This is a genomic window from Bacillus sp. AL-1R, assembly GCF_052180195.1.
GTDB lineage: Bacteria > Bacillota > Bacilli > Bacillales > Bacillaceae_G > Gottfriedia.
In genome coordinates, this window is the sequence record NZ_CP197469.1 from 1,905,217 (window position 1) to 1,927,165 (window position 21,949).

General features: G+C 33.2%; 16 protein-coding genes and 2 other annotated features. Of the genes, 15 read left to right on the forward strand and 1 reads right to left on the reverse strand.

Annotation, left to right across the window (positions count from 1 at the left end):
- Positions 1-3 precede the first annotated feature (3 nt).
- From ACSBO6_RS09015 to ACSBO6_RS09060, 10 genes are all read left to right on the forward strand, one after another.
- Positions 4-1,794 (forward strand): sensor histidine kinase, encoded by a 1,791-nt coding sequence (locus tag ACSBO6_RS09015; protein WP_098848001.1) that lies wholly within the window; start codon positions 4-6, stop codon positions 1,792-1,794.
- An 81-nt stretch (positions 1,795-1,875) separates the two neighbouring features.
- Positions 1,876-3,069 (forward strand): S1C family serine protease, encoded by a 1,194-nt coding sequence (locus tag ACSBO6_RS09020; protein WP_098848003.1) that lies wholly within the window; start codon positions 1,876-1,878, stop codon positions 3,067-3,069.
- 98 nt (positions 3,070-3,167) lie between these two features.
- A complete protein-coding gene (locus ACSBO6_RS09025; protein ID WP_098848005.1) occupies positions 3,168-3,578 on the forward strand; it encodes a CoA-binding protein in 411 nt (136 codons plus the stop codon).
- 529 nt (positions 3,579-4,107) lie between these two features.
- Entirely contained in the window at positions 4,108-6,081 is a 1,974-nt protein-coding gene (gene parE, locus ACSBO6_RS09030; protein WP_098848007.1) for a DNA topoisomerase IV subunit B, read from the forward strand.
- Entirely contained in the window at positions 6,081-8,513 is a 2,433-nt protein-coding gene (gene parC, locus ACSBO6_RS09035; protein ID WP_498844511.1) for a DNA topoisomerase IV subunit A, read from the forward strand. The genes parE and parC overlap by 1 nt, the downstream gene beginning before the upstream one ends.
- A 317-nt stretch (positions 8,514-8,830) precedes the next feature.
- The gene (locus ACSBO6_RS09040; RefSeq protein ID WP_098848011.1) at positions 8,831-10,012 is read left to right on the forward strand and encodes a branched-chain amino acid ABC transporter substrate-binding protein; all 1,182 of its coding nucleotides are present in this window, start codon (positions 8,831-8,833) and stop codon (positions 10,010-10,012) included.
- Between the two features lie 136 nt (positions 10,013-10,148).
- Positions 10,149-11,132 (forward strand): branched-chain amino acid ABC transporter permease, encoded by a 984-nt coding sequence (locus ACSBO6_RS09045; protein ID WP_098848013.1) that lies wholly within the window; start codon positions 10,149-10,151, stop codon positions 11,130-11,132.
- A gap of 9 nt (positions 11,133-11,141) precedes the next feature.
- The gene (locus tag ACSBO6_RS09050; RefSeq protein ID WP_098848015.1) at positions 11,142-12,410 is read left to right on the forward strand and encodes an ABC transporter permease subunit; all 1,269 of its coding nucleotides are present in this window, start codon (positions 11,142-11,144) and stop codon (positions 12,408-12,410) included.
- A 15-nt stretch (positions 12,411-12,425) separates the two neighbouring features.
- Complete coding sequence (locus ACSBO6_RS09055; RefSeq protein WP_098848017.1) at positions 12,426-13,196, forward strand: ABC transporter ATP-binding protein; 771 nt, start codon at positions 12,426-12,428, stop codon at positions 13,194-13,196.
- A gap of 18 nt (positions 13,197-13,214) precedes the next feature.
- Positions 13,215-13,922, forward strand: coding sequence for an ABC transporter ATP-binding protein (locus ACSBO6_RS09060; protein ID WP_098848019.1), 708 nt, complete (start codon positions 13,215-13,217; stop codon positions 13,920-13,922).
- A 142-nt stretch (positions 13,923-14,064) separates the two neighbouring features.
- Here the strand turns inward: ACSBO6_RS09060 and ACSBO6_RS09065 are convergent, their stop codons facing one another.
- Positions 14,065-14,493: a hypothetical protein gene (locus tag ACSBO6_RS09065; protein WP_098848022.1), complete on the reverse strand. Its 429-nt coding sequence runs from the start codon at positions 14,491-14,493 to the stop codon at positions 14,065-14,067.
- Positions 14,494-14,704: 211 nt separating this feature from the next.
- Positions 14,705-14,885, forward strand: a binding site (T-box leader).
- Positions 14,886-14,967: 82 nt separating this feature from the next.
- On the opposite strand from ACSBO6_RS09065, the gene ACSBO6_RS09070 reads away from it, so the two are divergent.
- The 5 genes from ACSBO6_RS09070 (at position 14,968) to ileS (ending at position 21,362) form a co-directional block, all read left to right on the forward strand.
- Complete coding sequence (locus ACSBO6_RS09070) at positions 14,968-16,353, forward strand: glycine--tRNA ligase (RefSeq protein ID WP_098848024.1); 1,386 nt, start codon at positions 14,968-14,970, stop codon at positions 16,351-16,353.
- Positions 16,354-16,480: 127 nt separating this feature from the next.
- Positions 16,481-17,203 carry a Bax inhibitor-1/YccA family protein gene (locus ACSBO6_RS09075; protein WP_098848026.1) on the forward strand — a complete coding sequence of 241 codons (723 nt, stop codon included), beginning with the start codon at positions 16,481-16,483 and terminating at the stop codon, positions 17,201-17,203.
- A gap of 116 nt (positions 17,204-17,319) precedes the next feature.
- Complete coding sequence (locus tag ACSBO6_RS09080; protein WP_098848029.1) at positions 17,320-17,514, forward strand: NETI motif-containing protein; 195 nt, start codon at positions 17,320-17,322, stop codon at positions 17,512-17,514.
- A gap of 62 nt (positions 17,515-17,576) precedes the next feature.
- Positions 17,577-17,825 (forward strand): DNA alkylation repair protein, encoded by a 249-nt coding sequence (locus tag ACSBO6_RS09085; RefSeq protein ID WP_098848031.1) that lies wholly within the window; start codon positions 17,577-17,579, stop codon positions 17,823-17,825.
- Positions 17,826-17,969: 144 nt separating this feature from the next.
- Positions 17,970-18,215: a binding site (T-box leader), on the forward strand.
- A gap of 51 nt (positions 18,216-18,266) precedes the next feature.
- A complete protein-coding gene (ileS, locus tag ACSBO6_RS09090) occupies positions 18,267-21,362 on the forward strand; it encodes an isoleucine--tRNA ligase (protein ID WP_498844512.1) in 3,096 nt (1,031 codons plus the stop codon).
- Positions 21,363-21,949 lie beyond the last annotated feature (587 nt).

The window sequence follows — 21,949 nt, forward strand, 5'->3', positions numbered from 1 at the left end:
AAAATGAAAAATAGTATAGTCCGTAAACTTTTTTTATCAATCACGTTATTATTAGTGATTTTTTTATTAATTGTGTTTGTCGGTCAATCAATCTTTATGCAATCTTTTTATACGAATAAGAAAGTTAATATTGTAACACAAGAGCTAACACAATTTGCAAAAGATTATAAAAAGGGTAAATTTAACGACAATCAGTTTCAACAAGAACTATCAAAACTATTTTTGAAATATAATACAACTTTAGCGGTTTTAGATAAAAGAGGGATCCTAAAGGCTGAGAATAATTTTGATTTAACCGTTCTTACGAATGAAGGGAAAAGGGTATATGTTCCTTTAAATAATCTATTATATTCGGATCAAATTGATCGTATTTTAGGACTCAATATTAAAGAAAATTCAAGGATTACAATCAGGGGCTATATTCAAGATGATTATTTTATTCCGCTTTATATAAAAACGAATATGGGTGTGTGGCAAGAGGAAAATCAACCTGCTAACGCTGTTCAATTATCTACTAAAAATAGTCTACAAGAAATGGTGAATATTGAAATTAAAGGGAAAGTTGTTAATTTACATTTACCAATTGCTAATCAATATACGTATTCAGCTCAAATGAATTCATTAATGGGAGCTATTACTGATTGGACAAAGAGTAATGAAGATTTTTCTACCTATACACAAGGAGATTTTCCTTTAATTTATCGTTACTTAGATAAAGTAAATGGATTAGAAAATAAAGTTTTTATATACCCAATTAGTACGAATAAAGGTTCAAAAGAAGTTATTTTTGCCATTACATCTTTACAACCAGTAAATGAAGCAATGTATGTGTTAAAAGATTTTTATATTTACGCATTTATTATTGCTTTATTATTAATCGTGATTGTTTCTTTTTACTATTCGAAATTGATTACGAAGCCGTTATTGAAAATGAACGCTGTAACAAATCAATTAGCAAAGTTAAATTTTAACGAGAAAATCGATATTCAATCAGATGATGAAATTGGACAATTATCAAAATCAATCAATTCATTATCCGAGAATTTAGCTTGTACAATCGAAAATTTACAGCAGGCAAATTTAAAATTAATGAAGGATATTGAAAAAGAAAAGCAGCTAGAACGAATAAGAAAAGAGTTTATAAGTGGTGTTTCACATGAGCTTAAAACTCCACTAAGTATTGTACAAAGTTACGCTGAAGGTTTAAAAGATGGATTAAATGTTGAAAAAAATGGTTATTATGCAGATGTAATTCTTGAAGAAGTTGATCGAATGAACGGTCTAGTGATCGATATGCTTGAACTATCCAAACTTCAATCGGGAACTTACACACTTAAAAATGAACCTTTCTTAATTGTGGATTGCATCGAAAATGTGATTATTCGCATGTTTGAAAATAGTCATAATCATTGTGATTTCAATTTTAATGTAGATGAAGATACGCTAGTAATAGGTGAAAAAAGAAAAATAGAACAAGTGCTCATTAACATCCTATCAAATGCAATCCATTATGGTAACAAAGATAGTGTCATAAAAATGAGTGTATTCGATGAAGAAGAATATGTAAATATCTCTATTTTTAATGAAGGAAATCCCATCCCTGCTGATAAAATTGATAAAATTTGGGATCGTTTCTATCGAATTGATGAATCGAGAAGTAGACATAATGGTGGAACAGGACTAGGTTTAGCAATCGTAAAAACAATCCTTAATTTACATCATTCAACTATAAAAGTTCATAATAAGGAAGATGGAGTTGAGTTTATTTTTAATTTGAAAAAATATTTAAATTAAATCAAAAAGTTCACAGCAAATACACACGAGTGGGTTAAATTAATATCAAATAAAGTTACCTACATATTGGAGGAATGAATTATGGGATATTATGATGAAACAGATTTACACGATGAAAATAATCATAAAAGACAAAAGAGAAGTAGACGTGGAGGGTATCCGCTCGTTACAGGTTTTATTGGAGCAATCATTGGAGCTGTAACGATTTCAATCGTATCCCCTGATGTTTTTAACTTAACAAATAAACCTGCAAACTTATCAAATGATACAAATACAGTACCAACACAAGTTATTAATGTATCAAGGGATGAGTTAACAACTACCATCCAAAATGCTCGCAAATTTGTAGTAGGGGTTAATAATTATCAATCTACAAACCCGTTTTCAATGGAAACTGAAGAAGCTGGATCTGGTTCTGGAGTTGTTTATAAAAAGGTAGGAAATAAAGCTTTAGTAGCTACAAATAACCACGTTGTTGCAGGTGCAAAGCAATTAAAAGTAAAAATGGCAGATGGTCAATTAATTGATGCGAAACTTGTAGGAACTGATGAATTATTAGATTTAGCTGTTGTAGCAATTGATGCAAAATATGTTACAAATATCGCTAAATTAGGTGATTCAGAAAAAATTAACGTTGGTGAAACTGCTATTGCCATTGGAAATCCACTTGGATTTTTAGAAAGTACTGTAACACAAGGAATTGTAAGTAGTAAAGCTCGTGAAATACCACAAGATATTGATGGAGACGGAGTTGCAGATTACCAAACCCAAGTAATTCAAACGGATGCTGCGATTAATCCTGGTAATAGTGGTGGTGCTTTAATCAATGCAAAAGGTGAAGTAATCGGAATTAATTCAAGCAAAATTTCCGAACAAGCAGTTGAAGGAATTGGATTTGCAATCCCAATGAATATTGCAAAACCAGCTTTAGATCAAATCGAAAAATTTGGTGAAGTGACTCGACCTGTAATCGGTGTAGGGTTAAAATCACTTGATGAAATACCACAATTTAATATTGAAGAAACATTAAAATTACCTCGCTCAGTGACAAAAGGTGTAGTTGTTACACATGTTGATCCAAATACTCCTGCTGCGAAAATTGGAATGAAACAATTAGACGTTATTGTTGCACTTGATGACAAACCTGTAAGTGACGTAATTTCTGTTAGAGAATACCTCTATTCGCATAAAAAGGTTGGAGATAAATTAAAGATTTCTTATTACCGTGATGGTAAATTAACGAATTCAACATTAACATTAGCTTCTAGTCAATGATTGACAGGAAGTTGACTTTGGAAATATGATAAAAGAATAATAAATAAGCGAAAAGTTAATCTTTTCGCTTATTTGCAAACAGAAAGGGTGATTAGTAAATGAGTAAATACCCATCAAGAGAAGAAATTGGCAAAATTTTAAAATCAAGTAAAGTAATTGCAGTTGTTGGTCTATCAGGTGACCCGTCTAAAACGTCTTACATGGTTAGTAAGGCAATGCAAGATGCGGGATATAAAATTATTCCAGTAAATCCAACAGTCGATACTGTATTAGGAGAAAAAGCAGTAGCAAGTTTAACAGATATAAATGAAAAAGTTGATATTGTAAATGTTTTTAGAAGACCTGAACATCTATTACCTGTCGCACAAGAGTTTCTTAAAATTGATTGCGATGTTTTCTTTGCGCAACTTGGTATTGAAAACGAAGAAGCATATCAATTGTTAAAAGAAAATGGTAAAACGGTCATTATGGATCGTTGTATTAAAGTAGAGCATGCTATGACAAGATAGACCGTTAAAAAAGCTCACTGGAACAGACTGGCGTACATACGCATTTTATTTTTTGCTTCGACTGGACCTAAGGTGCGCTATTACCGCTTATGTAAATTGGCCGCATTACAAGCCTGCCATTCATAGAACGACAAGCACCTATCAGTTTGAACATCAAATTTTGAAATTTGTTTTAAATCTGGCTCACTGTTAATCAGTGAGTTTTTTTAACGGAAGATCGACCTAGAGCGTGCCGAATAAATGTACGGACATACATCAAGAGTAATAGTGAATTAAAATATCAGTTTGTAGAATCTGTTAAATTGAATTTTGTTAATTTCATTTGTCAATTTTCAGCATTAATTCTTCATTTTCTTGATTCTAAAATCTAGTTTTTTATCGACTTGTCCTTTATTTTTTTTTATGTTCGACTTGTAAGTTAGGAAAAAAACCATTAACATGAACGATTAGAAGAAACATTTTATTTATAATATGATATAATGGAACAGATGTTCTTATGTAAGTTTTTAGTTAGAAAGGAGAAATGGTGTTGGCAAAGAATGAAACAACATATAACGAAGATGCGATACAGGTACTAGAAGGTTTAGAAGCTGTACGTAAACGACCTGGAATGTATATTGGCAGCACAGATAGTAGAGGTCTGCACCATTTAGTTTATGAAATCGTAGATAACTCTGTAGATGAAGCATTAGCTGGTCACGGGACTCAAATAGATGTGATTATTCATAAAGATAATAGCTTAAGCGTAAAAGACCATGGCCGTGGGATGCCTACTGGAATGCACAAAATGGGGAAACCAACTCCAGAAATTATTTTAACTGTATTACACGCAGGTGGTAAATTTGGACAAGGCGGCTATAAAACAAGTGGTGGTCTTCATGGTGTTGGTGCATCAGTAGTTAATGCTTTATCAGAATGGTTAACTGTTGAAATTCACCGTGAAGGATCTATTTACAAGCAACGTTTTGAAAATGGCGGTAAAGCAGTCACTTCTTTAGAAATCGTTGGTAAGACAAGACGAACTGGTACGACGATCCATTTTAAACCAGATCCAACTATTTTTAGCACTACAAATTTTAATTTTGATACTTTATGCGAAAGACTTAGAGAGTCAGCATTTTTATTAAAAGGCTTAAAAATTACAATCAAAGATGAACGACATGATACCTTCGAAGAGTTTTATTATGAAAACGGTATCGAAGCATTTGTATCGTATTTAAACGAAGAAAAAGAAGCATTACATCCTGTCGTATTCTTTGAAGGAATACAAAATAAAATAGAGGTTGAATTCTCGTTCCAATTTAATGACGGATATTCGGAAACAATGCTTTCTTTTGTAAACAATGTACGTACAAAAGATGGTGGTACGCATGAAGTTGGTGCAAAAACCGCTTTAACAAGAGCATTTAATGAATATGCAAGAAAAGTGAACCTCTTAAAAGAAAAAGATAAAAATCTAGATGGAGCGGATATTCGAGAAGGATTAGCAGCAATTGTATCTGTACGAATTCCTGAAGAATTGCTTCAATTTGAAGGACAAACGAAAGGTAAATTAGGGACTAGTGAAGCAAGATCAGCTGTTGACTCTGTTGTTTCAGACCAGTTAGCCTATTTCTTGGAAGAAAATCCAGACATTGCGACTTCATTAGTAAAGAAATCTATTAAGGCTTTTCAAGCTAGAGAAGCTGCAAGAAAAGCACGTGAAGAAGCAAGAAGTGGTAAAAAGAGAAAACGCTCAGAAACTTCGTTAAGCGGTAAGCTTACACCTGCACAGTCACGTAATCCACAAAAAAATGAATTATACCTTGTTGAGGGTGATTCAGCTGGTGGTAGTGCAAAACAAGGTCGTGATCGACGTTTCCAAGCAATTCTACCTTTACGTGGTAAGGTTATCAATACCGAGAAGGCAAAACTAGCAGACATCATGAAAAATGAAGAGATCAATACGATTATTCATGCGATTGGTGCTGGAGTTGGTAGTGACTTTGAAGTTGAAGATGTTAACTATGACAAAATTGTTATAATGACCGATGCTGATACTGATGGAGCGCATATTCAAGTACTTTTATTAACATTCTTTTACCGTTATATGAAGCCATTAGTAGAGGCTGGTAAAGTGTATATTGCCTTACCTCCTTTATTCAAAGTAAGTAAAGGTACCGGAAAAAAAGAAGTAATCGAATACGCATGGTCAGAAGTAGACCTACAAGATGCAATCAAAAAAGTTGGTAAAGGGTATATGATTCAACGTTACAAAGGTCTTGGTGAGATGAATGCTGACCAACTTTGGGAAACAACGATGGATCCCGAAACGAGAACGCTTATTCGTGTGAAAATTGATGATGCAGCAAGAGCTGATCGTCGTGTAACGACATTAATGGGTGATAAAGTTGAACCTAGACGTAAGTGGATTGAATCGAATGTAGTATTTGATTTAGACGAAGAGGATAAAATTTTAAACAATGAGCAAGTTGAAGTTGAATCAGAGGGGAGCGATATCTGATGCAATCATCGGAAAAATTATATAATATCCCTTTAGAAGATATAATTGGTGACCGCTTTGGTCGATATAGTAAGTATATTATTCAAGAACGTGCTTTACCTGACGCTCGTGACGGGTTAAAGCCAGTTCAACGTCGTATTTTATATTCAATGCATGTTGAAGGAAACACACAAGATAAGCCTTACCGTAAATCTGCAAAAACAGTCGGAAATGTAATAGGTAATTACCATCCACATGGTGATACTTCTGTTTATGATGCGATGGTACGACTAAGTCAAGATTGGAAATTAAGAAACGTATTAATTCAAATGCATGGTAATAACGGTAGTATCGATGGAGATCCTCCAGCAGCAATGCGTTATACGGAAGCTAGGTTATCAGCAATAGCAAGTGAATTATTGAGAGATATTGATAAAGAAACAGTTGATTTTGTGCCAAACTTTGATGATACGAGTATGGAGCCAGTTGTTTTACCATCAATGTTTCCAAATTTATTAGTTAACGGTAGCACTGGAATATCTGCAGGATATGCAACTGAAATACCTTCGCACCACCTTGGAGAAGTAATCGATGCAACGATTATGCGCATTGAAAATAAAAACTGTACAGTAGATGAATTAATGACTGTCATTCACGGTCCCGATTTTGCGACTGGAGGGATTATTCAAGGTAAAGATGGTATTAAAAAAGCTTATGAAACAGGAAAAGGAAAAATCATTATTCGAAGCCGTGTTCATACCGAGGATTTACGCGGTGGAAAGCAGGCATTAATCATTACTGAAATTCCTTCAGAAGTTAATAAAGCGAATTTAGTTAAGAAAATAGATGAGGTTCGTCTTGATCGAAAAGTTGATGGAATTACGGAAGTCCGTGATGAAACAGATCGTACTGGTCTACGTATTGTCATTGAACTAAAAAAAGATGCTAATAACGAAGCCATTTTAAATTACTTATATAAAAATACCGAGCTTCAAATTCCTTATAACTTTAATATGGTTGCGATTTATAATCGCACACCTAAACAGATGTCATTACCAGCTATTCTTGATGCGTATATCGAACATCAAAAAGAAGTCATAACAAATCGTACAAATTTTGATCTAAGAAAAGCAAAAGCTCGCGGTCATGTTGTAGAAGGTTTAATGAAGGCTTTATCTATTTTAGATGAAGTCATTACAACAATCCGTTCTGCAAATGATAAACGCGATGCAAAAGATAAGTTAATTGCTCAATTTGAGTTTACTGAACAACAAGCAGAAGCGATTGTTATGTTACAGTTATATCGTTTAACAAATACTGATATTACTGCATTACAAGCAGAAGCAGATGAGTTAGATAAAAAAATTAAACAGCTTGAAGCTATTCTAAATAGTGAAGCAAAATTAATGTCAGTTATAAAAACAGATTTAAAGAAAATTAAGTTAAAATATGCAGACGACAGACGTTCGACAATTCAAGAAGAGATCGAGGAAATTAAAATTTCTAGAGAAGATATAATCGCTCAAGAAGACGTAATTGTCACGGTTACGAGTGAAGGATACGTTAAACGAACTAGTCCAAGATCTTATTCAGCTTCGAATGGTAAAGATTACGGTATGAAAGAAGGCGACCGTTTAATTTATCAAATAGAAAGTACAACGACAGATACACTTATTTTATTTACGTCAAAAGGTAACTATTTATATTTACCAATTCATGAGATGCAGGATATTAGATGGAAAGATATGGGACAACATGTTGCTAATATTATTCCGATTGAACGAGACGAAGCAATTCTTTCAGCTACAGTCGTAAATAATTTTGAAGAAAATAAGGATTATATTTTATTTGTCACTAAAAATGGTGTTGTTAAACGGACAAGTATACAGCAATTAAAAGTACAACGATATTCAAAACCACTTGTCGGTATGTCAATTAAGGCTGATGATTCACTAATCTTTGCTGGTGTCACGTCAGAAACAGATCAAGTGTTATTAGCTACAAGTTTAGGCTACACATTGTTATTTAATATTGAAGAGATTAGTATTCAAGGCTTAAGAGCTGGTGGAGTTAAAGGAATTAACCTAAAGGAACATGATTTTGTAGTTTCTGCAGACACAATTAGTAATGAAGTGAAAGAAATATTCTGTGCAACACATCGAGGGGCCATAAAAAAAATGAGACTCGATACGATCCCTCAAAGTTCTAGAGGTACACGCGGTGTTAAAGTCCTTCGAGATTTAAAAAATAATCCTCATTTATTAATTGGGGTATACGCAATTAATGAAAATGATATGTTTGCTCTACTAAGTAAATCTGGACAATTTGAGACAGTTGACCCAACTGATTTAAGAAATAGTGATCAATATAGTAATGGATCCTTTGTTATGGATACAGATGATTCTGGTGAAATAAAGACAATCATTCGATATAAAAAAGAAGAAAATAGTTAAAAACAGACCTATTCCAAGTTTTTTGGAATAGGTTTTTTTGTCGGATTTGTCGAAAAATGTAAAATAATACTAGGAAAATATTATTTTAGGAGTATCCTAGTAAAATTGATTAAAATCCTTTAATTTTATATTTCGAAAATAAGGAAAAAAGGTTTTTGATAGTATTTTAATGGGAATAATTACCTAAAACAAAAGTAAATCGACAGAATTGTCGAAATTTTTTGAATCAAAAGAACTTGTCTAACGAAAAAATATAGCTTACTATTTTCTTAAGAATTTTAAATTTTCAAAAAATAGGTTATTAAGGGGGAGTACATATGGTTTTAAAGAAGGGATTTGCTATTTTGGCATCAGTATCACTAACTGCGGGTATTTTAGCAGGCTGTGGTAATAGTAGTTCAAAAGATGGGAACCAAGTCATTAAAATTGCAACAAATACACCATTATCTGGTAATAATGCAATTTTAGGTGAATCTATTAAACTTGGAGCTCAGCTTGCGTTAGAGGATCAAAAAGCAGAATTCAAAAAATTAGGCTTTGATTTAAAGATCGTGCCTTATGATGACCAAGGGGATCCAAAAAAAGGTGTAGCAAATGCTGAGCAATTAGCTGCAGACAATAAAATTCTTGGAGTTGTAGGACATTTAAACTCTGGAGTAGCAATTCCATCGTCAGTAAAGTATGAGAAAGACCATATCGTAATGGTATCGCCTTCAAATACTGCAAATGAAGTAACTGATCGTGGATTAGGAGTAGTTAACCGAATTTGTGCTCGTGATGACTTCCAAGGTCCTGCAGGTGCAAATTTCGCTGTAAATACATTAAAAGCTAAAAATATTTTTATCATTCAAGATAAAACACCTTACGGAACTGGTTTAGCAAATGAATTCAAAGCTGCGGCTGAGAAATTAGGCGCTAAAATTTTAGGTGAAGAAGGGATCTCAATTGGAGATAAAGACTTTAACGGTGTACTAAATAATGCGATTGCGAAAAAGCCTGATTTAGTATTCTTTGGTGGACTTTATGCTGAAGGTGGAATTTTATTAAAACAAGCTCGTGAAAAAGGATTAAACATCCCATTCATGGGTGGAGATGGAATGGACTCTTCAGGTTTAGTTGATATTGCTGGAGATGCTGTTAAAAACTTCTACTACACTTCAGTTGCTGGTGATACGTTAAAAACAGATAAAGGTAAAGCTTTTGCTGACGCTTATAAAGCTAAATTTAATAAAAACATTGAGTCGTTCTCATCTTACGGATATGACTCTGCTGGTGTGTTATTAGAAGGACTAAAAAATGCGATCAACGATAACAAAGGAAAAACTCCTACTCGTGAACAAGTTGAAAAAGCAGTTCGTGCAGTCCAAGATTATGATGGAGTAGTAACGAAGGTGGGCTTTGACAACAAAGGGGACAACAAATACGCAAAAGTATTTATTTATACGTTTAAAGAAGCTAAATATCCTGGTACTCAAGAAGGCGAAGTTACTAAACCATAATGTTAGAACTTTGCTAACCAGAAAAAGAAAAGAGTATCCCGTAAAAAACGAGATACTCTTTTTCTCTCAATAAGTTGAGAAAATTGTAAAATTTTGGAAGTTGAAGTAATAAATTATATATAGGAGGTCTAAATACATGAATGAAGTAATCCAAACACTACCTCAAGTTCTAATAGACGGTCTTGTTTTAGGAGCAGTATATGCAATCGTAGCACTTGGTTACACGATGGTTTATGGGATATTAGAACTAATCAATTTTGCGCATGGTGAAATATTCATGGCGGGTGCGTTTATAGGTACTGCGGTATTAATTACATTTACTGGTTTAGGTTTATTAAGTAGTTTACCTGCAATTATCGTGTTAGCAATCGTATTAATCATAGCTTCATTAGCTACTGGTTTCCTGGGAATGGGGATTGAAAGAGTTGCTTATCGTCCATTGCGAAAAGCACCAAAGTTAATTACATTAATTACAGCAATCGGTATTTCATTTTTACTTCAAGATATCGTACGTTTTATTGCTGAATTAAAAGAAGGAAATTACATTATTACTGGTCCATCACTATTTTCAGGACAACACCAAATTAAAACTAGCTCAATTCTTTCTTCGTTTGGAAATGCACAAATTAAATCAGCATCCATCATTATTTTAGTCGTTGCAGTTGTAATGATGATTTCATTAGATTACTTCATCAATAAAACAAAATGGGGTACAGCAATGCGTGCAGTTGCACAAGATCGTGAGACTGCATCACTAATGTCCGTAAACGTTAACAAAGTCATTTCTTTAACATTCTTTTTAGGTTCTGGATTAGGTGGTGCAACTGGCGTACTATTTGCATTACAGTACAACACAATTGATCCGTATATCGGCTTTATTTTAGGTCTAAAAGCATTTACAGCAGCGGTATTAGGTGGAATCGGAAATATCCGTGGTGCGATGCTTGGCGGTTTATTAATCGGTTTGATCGAAGTCTTTGCGGCAACAAATTTATCAACTTTAACACATGGCATCTTCCCATCAGAATATAAAGATGTTGTTGCATTTGGAATTTTAATTCTAGTTCTAATATTCAAGCCAGAAGGTTTATTAGGTAAACCTGTAGCTGAGAAAGTGTAGGTGAATTAGATGAAGAGCTTATTAAATGGGGTAAAACAATCAAATAAACTACAAGGAATTTTCTTAGGTGCTTATATTATTGTTACATCATTAGGATTATACCTATTGCAAGAATCAGTAACAGCATTTCTATTAATTCTATTCTCACTTTACTTATTATATAAAACGAATTTTCCAGTCAAATTAAAGTGGAGTATTGGGATACTAGTTTTAACAGTGATCATGCCGTATGTAGCATCACAAGGTACAGCACTTGAATCATATATGGGTGTAGCGACTTTAGTAGGAATCTATGTTGCAATGGCACTTGGATTAAACGTAGTAGTTGGGTTAGCAGGTTTATTAGATTTAGGTTTCGTAGCTTTCTTTGCAATCGGTTCATATACTTATGCAATCTTTTCTACAAAACAAGTAACGAATTTCTTACATTTTGACTTTCTTCCTTTTTCAGGAAACTCATTTTGGGCATTTATTATAATCGGTGGAATTATCGCTGCAATCGCAGGCGTATTATTAGGTATACCAGTACTTCGAGTAAAAGGTGATTATTTAGCAATTGTAACACTTGGATTTGGAGAAATTATTCGAATTGTATTTAATAACTTAGATAAACCAGTAAATATAACTGGAGGAGCACAAGGTATTTCTTCTATTTCGCCACCTACTTTATTTGGATTAGAGATTGTTAATTCAAGCCAATTTTATTATGTGGTACTAGTTGTATTGGCAATCGTCATTTTAGCTGTTACGAGATTACAAGATTCTAAGCTTGGTCGTTCTTGGCAGGCGGTTCGTGAAAATGAAATCGCTGCACAAGCATCAGGGATTCACTTAGTACGTACGAAATTAATTGCATTTGCAATCGGTGCATCGTTCTCAGGAATGATGGGGGTAGTATTCTCTGCAAAGCAAATGTTCATCGATCCGACAAGCTTTACATTACTTGAATCAATCACAATCTTAGTAATGGTTATTTTAGGCGGTATGGGCAGCGTTCCAGGTGTAATCCTTGGTGCAGCACTAGTAACTATCTTAAACCTACAAGTATTAACAGAAATTACAAATTATTTAAACCAATTAACTTTAGATGGCGTGATTAATTTACCACCTGCTTTATCGCCTGCTAAAATGCAACGTATGATTTTCGGGCTAATTTTAGTACTTGTAGCAATCTTCAGGCCAAAAGGATTATTGCCTGCTAAAAATAAGATTGTTCCAAAAGAAGATGTCGTAGATCAAACTATAGTCGAAGAAAAAACAAGCTCAGTTTCATTTTAGGAGGGAGGTTGTCAAATGTTAAAAACAACGAATTTAACGAAAAGTTTTGGCGGTCTAACAGCTGTTAATAATGTAAATATTGAAATTAAAGAAGGCTCAATTACAGCCGTAATTGGACCAAATGGTGCAGGAAAGACAACATTTTTTAATATGATCACAGGTGTATATACGCCTACTAGTGGTGAAATATTGTTAGGAAATGAGAGCTTAGTCGGATTAAAGCCACATTCAGTTAATAAAAAAGGCATTGCGCGTACATTCCAAAATATTCGTTTATTTAGTAGTATGACTGCTTTAGAAAACGTCATGGTAGGAATGCATCAGCATTTAAAATATGGTGTTTTTTCAACAATTTTCCATTTACCTAAATTTAAAAAAGCAGAAAAATCGGCAATGAAAGAGGCATATAAATGGTTAGAATACGTAGGATTGGCTGATGTTTATAATGAAGAAGCATCAAGTCTATCTTACGGTGCACAAAGACGACTCGAAATAGCTCGCGCATTAGCATCTAGGCCAAGAATCTTACTTTTAGATGAACCAGCAGCAGGGATGAATCCGAAAGAAACGAAAGAATTGACTGATTTAATTTATCAAATGAGAGATGACCTTAACTTAACAATCGTCTTAATCGAGCATGATATGAAACTTGTTATGGAAATATCGGAATATTTATTTGTACTTGATCATGGCGAAAAAATTGCAGAAGGAAAACCTCTCGAAATTCGTAATAATCAAAAAGTAATTGAAGCCTATTTAGGAAAAAGTGCAGTGACTACTGCATAGTGAAAGGAGTACAAAAAGATGACACTATTACAATTAAAAGATATTAACTCTTTTTACGGTGGTATACAAGCACTGAAAAATATAAACATTGAAGTAAATGAGGGTGAAATAGTAACATTAATTGGTAGTAACGGTGCAGGAAAATCTACTACTCTAAAAACGATTTGTGGTCAAGTTAAACCAAAATCTGGAACGCTTATTTATAAAGGTGAAGAATTAATAAAGTTACAATCTCATGAAATTGCCTTAAAAGGAATTGCTCATGTACCGGAAGGAAGAAGAATCTTTTCTAAATTAACTGTAAAAGAAAATTTAGAGATGGGTGCTTTCTCAGTTAAAGATAAAAAACTAATCGCTGCTCGTATGGAAATGGTATTTGATTATTTTCCAAGACTAAAAGAGCGGATCAGCCAAAAAGGCGGTACGATGAGTGGAGGAGAACAACAAATGCTAGCAATTGGTCGAGGACTGATGATGGGGCCATCATTGCTAATGCTTGATGAACCATCAATGGGTCTTGCTCCAATTATCGTTGAACAAATATTTGAAATCATTGAGCAATTAAACAAACAAGGAATGACCATCTTATTAGTTGAACAAAACGCCTACCAAGCATTACAAATTGCTCACCGTGGCTATGTCATTCAAACTGGTGAGATTCAAATGGTTGGTGAAGGTAAAGCATTAATGAATAATGAAGAAGTGAAAAAAGCATATTTAGCATAATAAACAATGTAACGTAAAAAAGAGGATGTTTCATTGGTCAGGTTTTACTGACTTGTGAACATCCTTTTTTGATGTAAATGAATTTGAACTTACAAATAATAAAAAGAGGGAACACCTTGGCTCCCTCATTAATACAAATTTATTATTTATTAGAAATAAATTCTGAAACTTTTAATTGTTCTTCACTTGACGCATTGTTAATTGAAGATTGAAGTGATTCCTCTAGTAAACTACGATTCTTGTAAAAATCTTCATGTTTACTATTATAATAGTACTTCACTGCTTCTAAATCTGAGAAAAACTCTTTTCCAAGCTTTAGAAGAAATGTTACTGGAAGTCCTTCGATCACTACTGTATTTACATTTTCAGAAATTTCATTTACCGTACTGTTTGAAGTTGAAATCATTTCCTCGTTTAATTCTTTAACAAGTAATTGTTCGAACCCTTTTATTTTATTGTTTCTTTTTTTAATGATTCGCTTTTTGTTTGTCTTTAATAAACGAATGGAATGATGTTTATCAAGCAATACTGCTGAACGTTTCTTTTTCTTTAAAAAAATGCTGCTACTCAAAACTAGCACTCCCTTCTGATAGTATAGTATATAAATAAAACAACTTTTCTATCATACCAAGTAATGCTCATACTGTAAAGGTTTTATCTTTACATGTTATATTTCCAAAAAAAATTCAAAAAATTCACCGTTTTTTTCTATCAAAATTGTTCATAATAATATTTGACTTAATCATAGTCACTTTGTTAAAATAACTACATATTATTTATTACATATAACGTTGACGGAAAGAAGTACCTAAAGATTATTTTGTAAAAGCGAGTTGAGGATGGTGTGAGCTCAATCAAAACCTTTAGCGAAAGGCATTCCTGAGTTAATTTTTAAAGTGGACAATTTTTTTAATTGTCAACTAGGGTGGAACCGCGGGTGCATATACAGCTCTCGTCCCTAGGCAGAAAATGCCTAAGGATGAGAGCTTTTTTATTTCATTCTTGCATTTTCTAAAAAACAATTTGAAAATTGGAGGCAAATGAAATGTCAGAAAAATCGATGGATGTAGTAGTAAGTCATGCTAAACACAGAGGATTTGTATTCCCAGGTTCTGAAATTTACGGTGGTTTAGCAAATACGTGGGATTATGGTCCACTAGGTGTTGAATTAAAAAATAATGTGAAAAAAGCTTGGTGGAAAAAGTTTGTACAACAAAGTCCATATAATGTTGGATTAGATGCTGCAATCTTAATGAATCCACGTACATGGGAAGCTTCAGGTCATATTGGTAACTTTAATGATCCAATGATCGATTGCAAAAATTGTAAAGCTCGTCATCGTGCAGATAAATTAATCGAAAATGCACTTGAAGAAAAAGGAATGGAAATTGTCGTTGATGGTCTTCCATTTTCAGAAATGGCTAAATTAATTGAGGAGCATAATATAGCTTGCCCTGATTGTGGTAGCCATGATTTTACAGATATTCGTCAATTCAACTTAATGTTTAAAACATTCCAAGGTGTTACTGAATCAAGTACGAATGAAATTTTCTTACGCCCTGAGACAGCTCAAGGTATTTTCGTAAACTTCAAAAATGTTCAACGTACAATGAGAAAGAAAGTTCCATTTGGGATCGCTCAAATCGGTAAAAGCTTCCGTAACGAAATTACTCCAGGAAATTTCACGTTCCGTACTCGTGAATTTGAACAAATGGAGCTTGAATTCTTCTGTAAACCAGGTGAAGAGCTAGAGTGGTATTCTTATTGGAAAGAAACAGCTAATAAATGGCTTTTAGCTTTAGGCATGAAAGAAGAAAACCTTCGTTTACGTGAACATAGTGAAGATGAATTATCACATTATAGTAATGCAACAACAGACTTTGAATATAAATTCCCATTTGGTTGGGGCGAATTATGGGGTATTGCGTCTCGTACAGATTATGATTTAAAACAACATATGGAATATTCAACTGAAGATTTCACATATCATGATCCAATTACAAATGAAAAATACGTTCCATATTGTATCGAGCCATCATTAGGTGCAGATCGTGTGACGTTAGCATTTTTAATTGATGCTTATGAAGAAGAGGCATTAGAAGATGGTACATCTCGTACAGTCATGCGTCTACATCCTGCTTTAGCACCATATAAAGCAGCAATTTTACCATTATCTAAAAAATTATCAGAAAATGCACAAGAAGTATTTGCTTCTTTAGCAGAAGATTTCAATGTTGATTTCGATGAAACTGGTTCAATCGGTAAACGTTATAGACGTCAAGATGAAATCGGTACTCCTTTCTGTATTACTTATGACTTCGAATCAATTGAAGATGGTAAAGTAACAGTTCGTGATCGTGACACAATGGAGCAAACTCGTGTTGCAATAAGTGAATTACAATCATTTTTATCAAATAAAATTAAATTTTAATTTAGTTTTTTGAATGAAGGTGTCCTTTTGGACATCTTTTTTCATATATTTTACTAAAGCTTGTTTAAAGTTTAAGAATTTTACTAAAAATGGTAAAATAAAGGTATAAAATAAAGGAGGAGTTTAAATGAGGAGTTCGAATCCTATCTTAAATTCTGAACGATTATCGAAATCAAGGCATTCTACTAAAGCGATGACGATTGGTGGGACAATTGGTAAAACGATCATCGCATTAATCTTACTAATCGCAACAGCGGGATACTCATTTTATCTAACGGCAACTGGAACACTTAATTCTAAAGTGTTTATAGGATGTTTGATCGTTGCACTCATTCTTGGATTAGTAACATCTTTTTCACCTAGAATTGCGCCGATTACTACACCTATTTATGCAGCAGTTGAAGGGATTTTAATTGGAAATATTTCAGCTGTTTATGAAGCAACATATGGAATGATTGTCCTACAAGCGGTTCTATTAACAATTGCAATTATTGCAGGAACATTAATTTGTTATGCTACTGGACTAGTTAAAGTAACGCACCGTTTTAGATCAATCGTTTTAGGCTTAACAATTGGTGTATTTTTATTTTATTTACTTACGATGGTCCTACAACTATTCCATGTTCCAATTCCATTTATTCATCAATCGGGTCCAATCGGAATATTTGTTAGTTTGGCAATACTAGTAATTGCTTCATTAAATCTATTTTTGGATTTTGAATTAATTACAACAAGTGTTAGACAAGGTGCACCAAAAGAATTCGAATGGTATTGTGCTTTTGGTTTATTAGTAACAGTCATTTGGGTTTATATTGAAGCACTACGATTCCTTTCGAGGCTTCGCGATTAACTAATTTTAGTCAGTTTGACCTTACTCTCAAATGAAAGTAAGGTTTTTTACTATATTTTGATTTTTAATTTGATCATAATTCAATAGAATGACAAAAGTAGAAAGTAGGGAAATAGATGAGTAAGAAAAAATTTGAAGTCTTTGAAAATGAAACAATTAATGATTGCTTAGAGAGAATGCAAAGAGAAGGCTATACACCAGTTAAAAGAATGGAAGTACCAATATTTTCAGAGCAAATGGTTAATGGTAAGGTAGAAATTGAACCAACTGGAAGAAAGATTGTATTTGAAGGTAGATTAAATACGAATTGATATGAATAAATAGAATAATTTAATGGAATAGTAACCTTATATGAATAAAATGAGGTGAAAAAATGCATAAATTAGCATGTCCACGCTGTAAAACAAACAAAAGTAGATTTTATTTAATTGAACAAAACCCAAAAGCAGTTAAATTAAATGCTCAAAGCGGAGATGTTGAAATAGAAGAATATGTTTCAAGTGGGCTAGATCCATTTTTTGTTCCGTATAAAGGTCCAGACTATTTAGTTCAATGTGGAACTTGTGGTTTAATTGATCAAAGTGTTATGTTTGAAAAAACAGCAGATTCATTGAAATTTTAAATTAAGGTGCCTATACATTCAGGTACCAAAGGAAAAAAAGTAGATGATATCCACAAAGAGGCCATCTAAATAAAAAATAAATTTAAGAAAACTTTGACTTTTTAGTAGTCGATGGATATAATAATTAACAATTAAAGCACACAAATGAATTCAATGACGAGAAAAGTAATTTTTGTTACTGTTCTACAGAGAGCCGGGGCAGCTGAAATCCGGTGAATAGTACTTAAATGAAGATCCTCTCCGAGAAGTCAAACTGAAAATATAAGTAGGTTTGAACGGGTGTCTACCGTTAAAAGGAACGCGTATGATTGTACGTGACTAGAGTGCTATTGAAGAACGGACTGTTTTCAATAGAATTAGGGTGGTATCGCGGTTAAACCCGTCCCTTATGATAGGGGCGGGTTTTTGTGTGCTTTAAAAAAATAAGAGAGGCGATATCATATGAAAAAAGAAAACAAGAAAGAATCTGTTCAAAATCGTGAAAAAAGGATTAGTAAACTTTGGTCTAAAGAAAATACATTTATGAAATCAGTTGAACAAAGGGAACATAATCAATCATTTGTTTTTTATGAAGGCCCCCCAACTGCAAATGGCTTACCTCATGTTGGTCATGCATTAGGACGTACGATCAAAGATGTGGTAGCTAGATATAAAACAATGGCTGGTTACCAAGTTGTTCGCAAAGCTGGTTGGGATACTCATGGATTACCAGTTGAACTCGGCGTTGAAAAGATGTTAGGTATTTCAGGTAAGGCAGAAATTGAACGTTATGGTGTAAAAGCTTTTCTTGAAAAATGTAAGGAAAGTGTTTTTACTTATGAAAAACAATGGCGTGACTTTACTGAGCAATTAGGTTATTGGGTGGATATGGATGATCCATATGTAACATTAGATAATTCTTATATCGAAAGTGTATGGAATATCCTTGGGACAATTCATGAAAAAGGTTTATTAGTAAAAGGTCATCGTGTTTCACCTTATTGCCCTAGTTGTCAAACATCACTTAGCTCACATGAGGTAGCTCAAGGATATAAAGACGTAAAGGATTTGTCTGCAACTGTTAAGTTTAAATTGCAAAATGAAGATAATGTCTATTTCCTTGGATGGACGACAACTCCTTGGACACTTCCAGCAAATGTAGCGTTAGCTGTGAATCCAACAATGGAATATGTTCGTGCTAAAAAAGGTGAGGAAGTATATATTCTTGCGAAGGCTTTAGTAGAAAAAGTATTAAAGGCTGATTACGTCATTTTATCAGAATTTCTTGGGGCCGATCTAATCGGAATTAGTTATTTACCACCATTTCATTTCGTAAAAGTTGAAGTTGGACATAAAGTGGTGAAAGCAGATTTTGTAACTGAAGGTAGCGGTACTGGAATCGTTCATATCGCACCTGCATACGGTGAAGATGATTATAAGGTTGTACAAGAAAATGGGTTATCTTTTGTCAATGTAGTGAATGAAAAGGGACAATATACTGATGAAGTACCTGGTTTTCAAGGGCGTTTTGTTAAAGAGTGTGATGTAGATATAGTAAGGTATTTAGCCGAAAACGAATTATTATTTAGTAAAGAAAAATATGAGCACAGCTATCCGCATTGTTGGCGCTGTGATTCACCATTACTTTATTATGCGAATGAAAGTTGGTTTATCAAAACGACTGTTTTAAAGGATGAGTTTATTAAAAATAATGAAGAAGTTACATGGCATCCTGAACATATAAAACACGGTAGATTTGGTAATTTTTTAGAACAAATGGTAGATTGGAATATTAGCCGTAAAAGATATTGGGGCACTCCATTAAATGTTTGGGAATGTGATTTGTGTCATCATCAATTAGCGCCAAAGAGTATAAATGAGTTATGTAGCCATTCAGTTGAAGAAATTGATGATTCAATTGAACTGCATAAACCTTTCGTTGATGAAGTCATTCTTAATTGTCCAAATTGTAAAGGGCATATGAAAAGAACACCTGAAGTAATTGACGTTTGGTTTGATAGTGGTTCGATGCCATTTGCCCAGTATCATTATCCTTTTGAAAATAAAGAAAAATTTGAACAACAATTCCCTGCGGATGTTGTCATTGAAGGGATTGATCAAACGAGAGGCTGGTTCTACAGTTTACTTGCGGTATCTACTTTATTTACTGGGAAAGTACCATATAAACGAGTATTATCACTAGGTCATGTATTAGATGAAAATGGTCAAAAAATGTCTAAAAGTAAAGGTAATGCACTTGATCCAGTAGAATTAATCGAAAAATATGGTGCAGATTCATTACGATGGGCTTTATTAGTAGACAGTGCGCCATGGAACCCGAAGCGTTTTTCTGAAAGAGTTGTTCAAGAAGCGAAATCGAAACTCATCGATACATTCGACAATGTATATAGTTTTTACAGTTTATATGCAAATTTAGATGGATTTAATGCAAATACACAATATGAGTATGAATCAAGTACATTGGATAAATGGATCATTTCACGTTTGCATAGCACAATAAAAAATGTATCTAAAAATTTAGAGGATTATCAATTTACAAATGCTGCAAGAGACATCGCTAAATTAGTAGATGAAGTAAGCAATTGGTATGTAAGAAGATCAAGAGAAAGATTCTGGTCAAATGGAATGGATAAAGAGAAGGCAGCGGCTTACTATACTCTGTTTGAAGTTTTAACAAAATTTAGTCAATTATTAGCTCCGTTTACGCCATTCTTAGCGGAAGATGTATTTTTTAATTTAACAAAACAAAGCGTCCACTTATCTGACTTTCCAGTTTGCGATGAAACACTAATCGACGCTCAACTTGAAAAGGAAATGGATGCAGTTCTAAAAGTAGTCGAACTTGGAAGAAGCATCCGAAATGCCAATTCATTAAAGATTAAACAGCCTTTAGGTAGTTTAACATTTGTTAGTAACAATGAGGAGATCGATTGGGATTTATATAAAGATATTGTATTAGATGAGTTAAACGTTAAAAAATTCCAACAAGTAAACAACGAAAATGAGTTTTCGATCTTAAAATTGAAATTGGATTTTAAAAAATCAGGAGCAAAATTTGGAAAGCTTTCAAATTTAATCAATAAATCACTACAAACATTAACAAATGAAGAAGCAAAAAAAGTAATTGAGAGCGGATATGTTACTTTATTAATTGAAACAGGAGAAACGGTTAAAGTCGACGCCCAAGATACTTTAGTTGAAAAAAGCGCAAAAGAAGGTTTTGCATCAGCGACAAATGGTGAATATACAGTAACACTCGACACCTTACTAACAGAAGAGCTTATCCACGAAGGTACGGTAAGAGAACTAATTAGATCGATTCAAGAATACCGTAAAGAATTAAACCTACCAATAAATATGCGTGTAGACATTGGAATAACAGCAAGGACAGAGTTTATTGAAATCATTGAAAAGTTTAAAGGAATGCTTGAGGAAAACTTATTAATGAGAAAACTAGTTGTAAAGAATCATGTGAACGGAAAAGAAATTAAACTTGGTGACTATCAAGCTGAAATTGAATTAGTTGCTTCTAATTGAATAGTTTAAAGAAAATGACAGACTAATAATGATTATAGTCTGTCATTTTTCTTATTAAATGACGTTAGCAAGGGATCTTATTTTTTTAATTAATGATTTAAAGCTTTCTTAATATAACTGTTGAAATAAAGTAGAATGATGAAAGGAGGATCAAATGATTTCTAAACAGAAGTGTTGATGGATAGTTGGAATGCGGATTTTCATTTGCAGTATGCGAAATTAAATTTTGTAATCCTACTGAAAATAGAAAGTTAAAAACGGTGGACTCTATGATCTCTCAAAACTACTTTCTTTGTCCAATTCAGTAAATATACTATCTGGTGGATTGATAAAGTGAAGAACTTCCTCGTTGCTACATTTGTACAGTCGAAAAATCTTTCTCAAGCATTCATAGCCACTTTGCGTATCTTATATAAACTCCCTCCTTTATTAGAAGATATTTCAGTAAAATTATAAATGAAAGTGAAAAAGACTAGGTAGGAACAATTTGTCCCTTTAGTTTTTTTAGATAATGAATTAGACTTTAATTACTTTATATTCATAGTACTTTAAATCATAATCCTAGGCTTACAAACAATGATAAAATT